Genomic DNA, 5,815 nt, shown 5'->3' with positions numbered 1-5,815 from the left:
GGCCAATCCAGAACAAGGCGGCACATCCGACGGCGACCAGCCTGATAGTTGACTTTGATGCTTCCATCCCGCCGCAGATGGCCTTATACGTTCGGATAATATTCAGAGACTGGTTGCCTATGTGGGCTACGGTATGATTGCGATTTGGTGGATCGTGCGTGGCGGAATACTGCTGCCAGGATTGATTGGATTATCCACACTGCACTCATTCTTCTGATGCCCATTATCGCTCCACTTTTGGTTGGTGTGATTTCCAGGCTTGTGACGGAGTGAACACAGAAAATCGAAAGAAGCCGAACAAGCCGCTGGTGGCAAGCGGCGACAACGCTCTACTTTGAATCGGGACTTCCTTTCCGCCGCTGCCACAGCTATTACGTTCGGCCAAAAATGAATAGGCGCCTAATGAGTTGCATCGGTGCGGCAATATTCGTCCCCGCGGGTGACGGAGATCCTCACATGGCCTGACGAAGGCGGCAGCGTGTATTATCAGGCGAGACGGTTCGACGGATTTGACTACAGAAGCACGCTGACGAAGGCGTCTCTCGGCAACACGATTGCGCTGTCCCGACTATTCGAATACACCAAGAATGGGAGTCAAATGGGAGAGGGGGCTGAAACGCACATAGAGGTTCTTGGCGAGTTGTTGAAGCAATGGGGAGATGCCGACTACGCAGTTGTCCTGCATGCGCAACCAGCAGAGGTCATCACGAGCGTCGCAGGCTCACTAAATGAATTTTGGGGCTATCCAGGATGGCCAAAAGGCAGGTTTCCAGAGACAGAGAAGCTTTGTAACCGCACACCCCCGGCAGAACAAGCCAGTGGTGGCAACGGCGGGCAAAGTCGCTAGTTCGCTTCGCTCTGGACGTCTGCGCCCGCCGTGCCACACTTCAAACGTTCTGCAAGACATGGAATCGCTGAGACGACAATTTAGACCCCGCCTTTCGTTGGTGATTATGACCGCGTTCGTCTTGCCGCTGATTGTAGTCTTCATTGGTGCTGTCCTCCCGTTTGATTCGATGGCATTTGGTAGCTTGATCGTCTCTATCGCCGCGATGATATTGCTTGGTTCGCTCAGCATGCTCTTCACACGGCTAGAGCTCAGTGCCGAGGGGGACCACTTCTCGTTGGTAGTTCGTCTTTTCAAAACGCCGATCATTCAGAAAGATATCAGAGGATCGGCTTGGCACGCGATTGCTCGGCCTGGTCGTTCGTTTGATTCATCACCGAACCAGGCGACATTCTACCGAGTTGAAGTAGCTGAGTTCGACGGTAATCGGCGTCTGGTAATGGGAGAGTTGCTTGCGTTTCTCTATGGGGTCGAGTGTCTCTAGCCACAGAAATCCAAGAGGCAGAACAAGGCGGCGCATCCGACGGCGATCAGCCCGTGAGTTGGTTTTCAAGCTTTCATCCCGCCGCAGATGGCCTTATACGTTCGGTAAGAAAATGATGAAAAGCCTATTCGCAGCACTGGTTGCTTGTGTGTCCCTTGCAAGCTGCAAAAGCGAGAACAAGTTGGCCCCTCCTGCCGAGAACTTAATTCCTTATCGTAATGAGATCGTAGACCTTTCCTCTTATGAAGGAGTTTACCAAATTGGCGGATCAGTAGTGGGGGTGGGAGCAAGTCCAGATGCCTTTTATATTCTCGCCAAGAAGGTTTCGGGAGAAGGAGAAGAAAAAAAGTTTCGTTCGATGCTTAAGGATTCCAATTCAGCCGTTCGGATTATGGGGTTAGTTTGCCTGGCAAAGCATGGTTTGGATATACCGATACTTGAGGGCGACGACGCGGAGGTCCTGGCTTTGCCAACTGGTTGCACAGGTATGCAGATCTCTGTCGAAGAATTCTCGAAGCTCCTACGTGACGATACCAGTTTTAGAGCAGGTTTTCTTTGATAGTCCGGTTCGAACAAGAATTAACCGAACAAGGCAGCGCATCCGACGGCGATCAGCCTGAGAGTTGACTACAAACCCATGGACGCACTCGCCGATACCCTTGAAGCGCTCTACGCTGCGTTCGGCGATGTCCCCAAGCCGTCCAAGATCGATGGGTGTCCGTGTTGCCTTGATCAGAAGGATATCTGCACTTTGCTCTCAAAGCCGCTCCGTGAGCTCACAGGCGGAGAGCTTGCTTCCTATTCAGAGTCCGCGTTTCTGACGGTAGGCTCCACAGAGGATTACCTCTACTTCCTTCCAAGGATACTCGAGATCGGATGCGTGGAGGGCGGATGGTGGCCTGACCTTGAGATTACGGCGCGCGCCATTGGCGAGACCATCCCTTCAGAGTGGCCTATACACCGCTTGGACGCGCTGACGGATTTCCTGCATGCTGCATTACAAGCGGCGATTGGGGAAGAGGACGGATGGGACATTGACGGGATCGTTTGCTCGATCGCACGGATGGGCTTGGACGTTACCCCGTTCCTCCAGCGGATCGAGACCTCTACCGTGGCGCTCCTTTCCTACTATGAGCGCAATTCCCAGGAACTCGCGAAGAGTAAGCTGGGCAACGCATTCTGGGACAAGGAGCTTACCGGCTTCCACGTTGTGGTAGATTGGTTCAAGTGTGATCGAGTATCGCAGATGATTCAGGGAGCGTATGGCCTCACCTAAAAATGCCATAGCCAACAAGCCGTGGGATGCAACCGGCGACAACGTCGCTAGTTCGCTACGCTCAGGATGCTCGACACCGCCGTGCCACCGCTCTAACGTTCGGTCTAGAAATGAACATTCCGGCAATCACGATTTTCGCGCTATTGGCAGTGGTCCTCCCCTGTAAGTCGCAAGCACAAGCGCTACCGGACCCTCTTGATTTGTACGATCGGTTCGATGGAGAGTTGGTGAGGGTCCAAGGCCTCGCTTGGATTCAATTTGGGGTGAAGTCAAACATTGTGCTGCTAGTTACTCCACACGGCCAAATCTGGCTCGAGTCACCGACGCATGCGGGAACGGAAGTATTTCGGAAGTGGAACGGAAAATTGATCGAAGTGTCCGGAACTTTGAACAAAGAAGAACTGCTCTCCATGCCTCCAAGAGATGAGAAGCTCTGGATTTACAGAATGGAGGACTACGTGATCCGAGGGATTGACCGGGTAGAAGTTGAAATTAACCAATTGACCGAACAAGGCGCAGCACCGAAGCCCTGATGGCCTGTCATATTCCGTGCTTGAGCACGGCACGCGCCAGACCTACGCTCTGGTGTGCTTGAACGTTCTGCAAATAATTATGAAGAAATATGTCCCGCCGGAACTTTCCGAACACATTCTCCCGTTCAATTGGGATGTTCGCCGAGTTTGGGAGCAGGCTTCAGTAATTACTCAGAGACCTATCGCAGATTTCGACTATTTGCTCGATCTTCCTCTTTGGTCGTCGCTACCCAAGCAAGGCATGCTGTTTGATATTTCTCCTCGTGAGGTTATGGCATACCCCGAACGGGCGCCTCATCAAACGCTACGGATTCAGAACGCATGTATCGACTTTCCGATTGATTTACTTCACTACCAAGGGAGCGAATGGGTATTGGATGGAGTCCATAGGATAGCCAAGCTTTGGATGAAACACGAAGACACACTAAACGTCCGTGTTCATGGGGAAGAGATAATTCCCCGAATCAGAATAGAAGAAGCAGAACAAGATGTGACAGGCAACGGCGGACAAGCTCGTTAGTTCGCTTCGCTCTGGATGCTCGACACCGCCGCGCCACCACTCTAACGTTCTGCAAAAATGAAGATGCGAAATCTGGCTCTAATCACAGCTTTGGCGTGTGCGCAATGCGGTTGCTCGCGTTCGGTGCCAGAGTATGCTTCACCCAAATCAATCAAGAGCCAATTTCCGGATCAGTTCTTGCGCGTAGAGTATTATGCAAAGAATTTCACAAGGCTGATTAATGCAGTCCCATACCCTGCCGAGAGAGCCGACGAGGTAGATGAGCGTTTGTTTCGCGTTCCTTCGATTTTGAATGTCAGTATTCTCAATGAGTCCACAAGCATAGGTATGGGGCGAGATTCGTGGTCTCGGGAGCCTTTGAACAACAGAAGCTTTTGGTTGCCTCCAGATGCTAACAAGCTGCCCAGGGTCGCCATTGGGAAAGGTAGTGCAGGAGCCGGGAAGGAATTCGACATCGCGGAATACTCCGATGTTGTGATCGAGCCAGAGACGGGGAACAAAATTCGAATCACGATAGACTTCGACCTGGCGGAATTGAAAAAGCATGCAGAACAAGCCAGTGGTGGCAACGGCGGACAAGCTCGCTAGTTCACTTCGTTCTGGATGCTCGACACCGCTGTGCCACACTTCTAACGTTCTGCATATATACGAGCAACATGACGATCAACTTTATCAGCCAGCGGGACGTGTCATAATGGGGCGCGTTCTAAGAGTCTTTACCGGCATCACCATTTTCGCGGCGGTTTACGTTTGGGTGGTGATGTGCCTTGGTGTCCTCAGCATAGTTGACCAAATGGGGATTGGCGGACTTCTAGAGCTTGGCGTCGATTATTCGTGGGCGTTTGCCCTCGACTCGGTTTGCCTTTGCATCTTGCTCGCGGTCTATTTCCTTCGTTGTAGCGCACGTTGGGCACTCGTTGGCGTGGGCTTTACTGTCATCAGCTTTACATTGAGGGAAGCTGAGTTCCTTCGTCCGGACAACCACTCGATGTTCTGGTTCGAGCCATTTCTTAGGTCGGGGGTCTACGGGCTTTCATTCATCCTAGCGTATTTTGCCATGAGGATTCGCGGCATTCCGTCGATTTCTTAGATTGCAGCTTACTCCAATGAAGAAGATCTGCAGAACAAGTCGAGGCACCGAACCGGCGACAACGTCATTCCTTGAATCCGGGCTTCCTTCCCGCCGGTCCGGTGCTCAATAACGTTAAGCGAAGAAAGATGCGTGACGTAACCCGAACTCTTGAGTGGTTCCTAGCGGACCCGCGTTGCACGAAGTGGATTCTTCAGTGCTCGGCCTGCCTGCAATATGGAAGAAAAGAAGAGACGCCTGCTTCTATCCCGAAAGCTCGTTTCGAGGAGATGTTTCCTGTCATGCATCTCGATGAGCGCGGTCTCTGCGAAGTATGTCAGCAAGTCGAAGATGAAAAATAACGAGCCTAACAAAGCGCCAGAAAACACATTCCCCGCCCCTCGTGAAAATACTGAAACGCTTTTTTGAGACTCTGCGGCCCAATGGGAATTTCGGCGCTCGATTCCCCAACGTTGTCCTGAATCCTCTCCGCGCTGCTGGATGGCATGAAGGCCGGACGTGGGAGCCTGGACTTCTTAACTCCTTTGTCGCGAGATTTGACAGAGCCTTTCCGCCAGCAGTCTCCATAGTAATATCAGAGTTCGGTGGGTTGCACGTAGGCGGCGGCAGGCTGATTTCATTCGGCTACATTGATGACCATTTGTGTTCCTCGTTCGCGATTTTGGAAGAGCTTGTTGGTGAGCCACTGTTCCCCATCGGTAGAACGAATATTTTCGAGGACGACGGGCTTGGTGTGCTGATGGATGTATCGGGGCGGGTGTATGTCGACGGAGCAACCGGGGATGAGCCGCCGCGCGATCAACGCCTCGACATGATTGAGACCGACATCGATCGATTTCTTGTCAGCATCTTTTCACCTGGTCACACTCCAGAAATGCAATCGTGGTATTACAGCCTGCCAAATGCTGAATGAGCCTCCCCCTAAGAAATCCAAAGACGAACAAAGCCGAGGCACCGAACTGGGGTAACATCCTTGATGGCACGCAGTGGAATCTTCGAATCAAGTATGGTGATGCATCAGCTTTGTCACACGGCAGTAACGCATACCCACCCAAGCGAGATTTC

Annotated in this window: 9 protein-coding genes; all 9 read left to right on the top strand. The window is 52.1% G+C overall.

From position 1 onward, the window contains the following. The first annotated feature begins 439 nt into the window (after window positions 1-439). The 9 genes from JIN85_RS19650 (at window position 440) to JIN85_RS19610 (ending at window position 5,663) form a co-directional block, all read left to right on the top strand. The gene (locus JIN85_RS19650; RefSeq protein ID WP_200274055.1) at window positions 440-847 is read left to right on the top strand and encodes a hypothetical protein; all 408 of its coding nucleotides are present in this window, start codon (window positions 440-442) and stop codon (window positions 845-847) included. Window positions 848-953: 106 nt separating this feature from the next. After that, window positions 954-1,331: a hypothetical protein gene (locus JIN85_RS19645; protein ID WP_200274053.1), complete on the top strand. Its 378-nt coding sequence runs from the start codon at window positions 954-956 to the stop codon at window positions 1,329-1,331. A gap of 112 nt (window positions 1,332-1,443) precedes the next feature. Then, the gene (locus tag JIN85_RS19640; RefSeq protein WP_200274051.1) at window positions 1,444-1,890 is read left to right on the top strand and encodes a protein-tyrosine phosphatase family protein; all 447 of its coding nucleotides are present in this window, start codon (window positions 1,444-1,446) and stop codon (window positions 1,888-1,890) included. A gap of 78 nt (window positions 1,891-1,968) precedes the next feature. Then, window positions 1,969-2,607: a hypothetical protein gene (locus tag JIN85_RS19635; RefSeq protein WP_200274049.1), complete on the top strand. Its 639-nt coding sequence runs from the start codon at window positions 1,969-1,971 to the stop codon at window positions 2,605-2,607. 110 nt (window positions 2,608-2,717) lie between these two features. Beyond that, window positions 2,718-3,140 carry a hypothetical protein gene (locus tag JIN85_RS19630; RefSeq protein WP_200274047.1) on the top strand — a complete coding sequence of 141 codons (423 nt, stop codon included), beginning with the start codon at window positions 2,718-2,720 and terminating at the stop codon, window positions 3,138-3,140. A gap of 79 nt (window positions 3,141-3,219) precedes the next feature. After that, window positions 3,220-3,660 (top strand): hypothetical protein, encoded by a 441-nt coding sequence (locus tag JIN85_RS19625; RefSeq protein WP_200274045.1) that lies wholly within the window; start codon window positions 3,220-3,222, stop codon window positions 3,658-3,660. Window positions 3,661-3,717: 57 nt separating this feature from the next. Further along, a complete protein-coding gene (locus tag JIN85_RS19620; protein WP_200274043.1) occupies window positions 3,718-4,248 on the top strand; it encodes a hypothetical protein in 531 nt (176 codons plus the stop codon). Then, the gene (locus JIN85_RS19615) at window positions 4,205-4,750 is read left to right on the top strand and encodes a hypothetical protein (protein ID WP_200274041.1); all 546 of its coding nucleotides are present in this window, start codon (window positions 4,205-4,207) and stop codon (window positions 4,748-4,750) included. The genes JIN85_RS19620 and JIN85_RS19615 overlap by 44 nt, the downstream gene beginning before the upstream one ends. Before the next feature lie 382 nt (window positions 4,751-5,132). Further along, a complete protein-coding gene (locus JIN85_RS19610; protein WP_200274039.1) occupies window positions 5,133-5,663 on the top strand; it encodes an SUKH-3 domain-containing protein in 531 nt (176 codons plus the stop codon). Window positions 5,664-5,815 lie beyond the last annotated feature (152 nt).

This window comes from Luteolibacter pohnpeiensis, from assembly GCF_016595435.1.
Taxonomy (GTDB): Bacteria; Verrucomicrobiota; Verrucomicrobiia; order Verrucomicrobiales; family Akkermansiaceae; genus Luteolibacter; species Luteolibacter pohnpeiensis.
The sequence above is the reverse complement of the archived record's forward strand: the minus strand, read 5'-3'. Positions and strand labels throughout refer to the sequence as shown.

What these genes read in the sequence shown, in the direction of transcription:
- JIN85_RS19635 (WP_200274049.1), top strand. Translation starts at nt 1,969, where the DNA reads ATGGACGCACTCGCCGATACCCTTGAAGCGCTCTACGCTGCGTTCGGC.
- JIN85_RS19615 (WP_200274041.1), top strand. Translation starts at nt 4,205, where the DNA reads ATGCAGAACAAGCCAGTGGTGGCAACGGCGGACAAGCTCGCTAGTTCA.
- JIN85_RS19620 (WP_200274043.1), top strand. Translation starts at nt 3,718, where the DNA reads ATGAAGATGCGAAATCTGGCTCTAATCACAGCTTTGGCGTGTGCGCAA.
- JIN85_RS19625 (WP_200274045.1), top strand. Translation starts at nt 3,220, where the DNA reads ATGAAGAAATATGTCCCGCCGGAACTTTCCGAACACATTCTCCCGTTC.
- JIN85_RS19630 (WP_200274047.1), top strand. Translation starts at nt 2,718, where the DNA reads ATGAACATTCCGGCAATCACGATTTTCGCGCTATTGGCAGTGGTCCTC.
- JIN85_RS19640 (WP_200274051.1), top strand. Translation starts at nt 1,444, where the DNA reads ATGATGAAAAGCCTATTCGCAGCACTGGTTGCTTGTGTGTCCCTTGCA.
- JIN85_RS19645 (WP_200274053.1), top strand. Translation starts at nt 954, where the DNA reads ATGACCGCGTTCGTCTTGCCGCTGATTGTAGTCTTCATTGGTGCTGTC.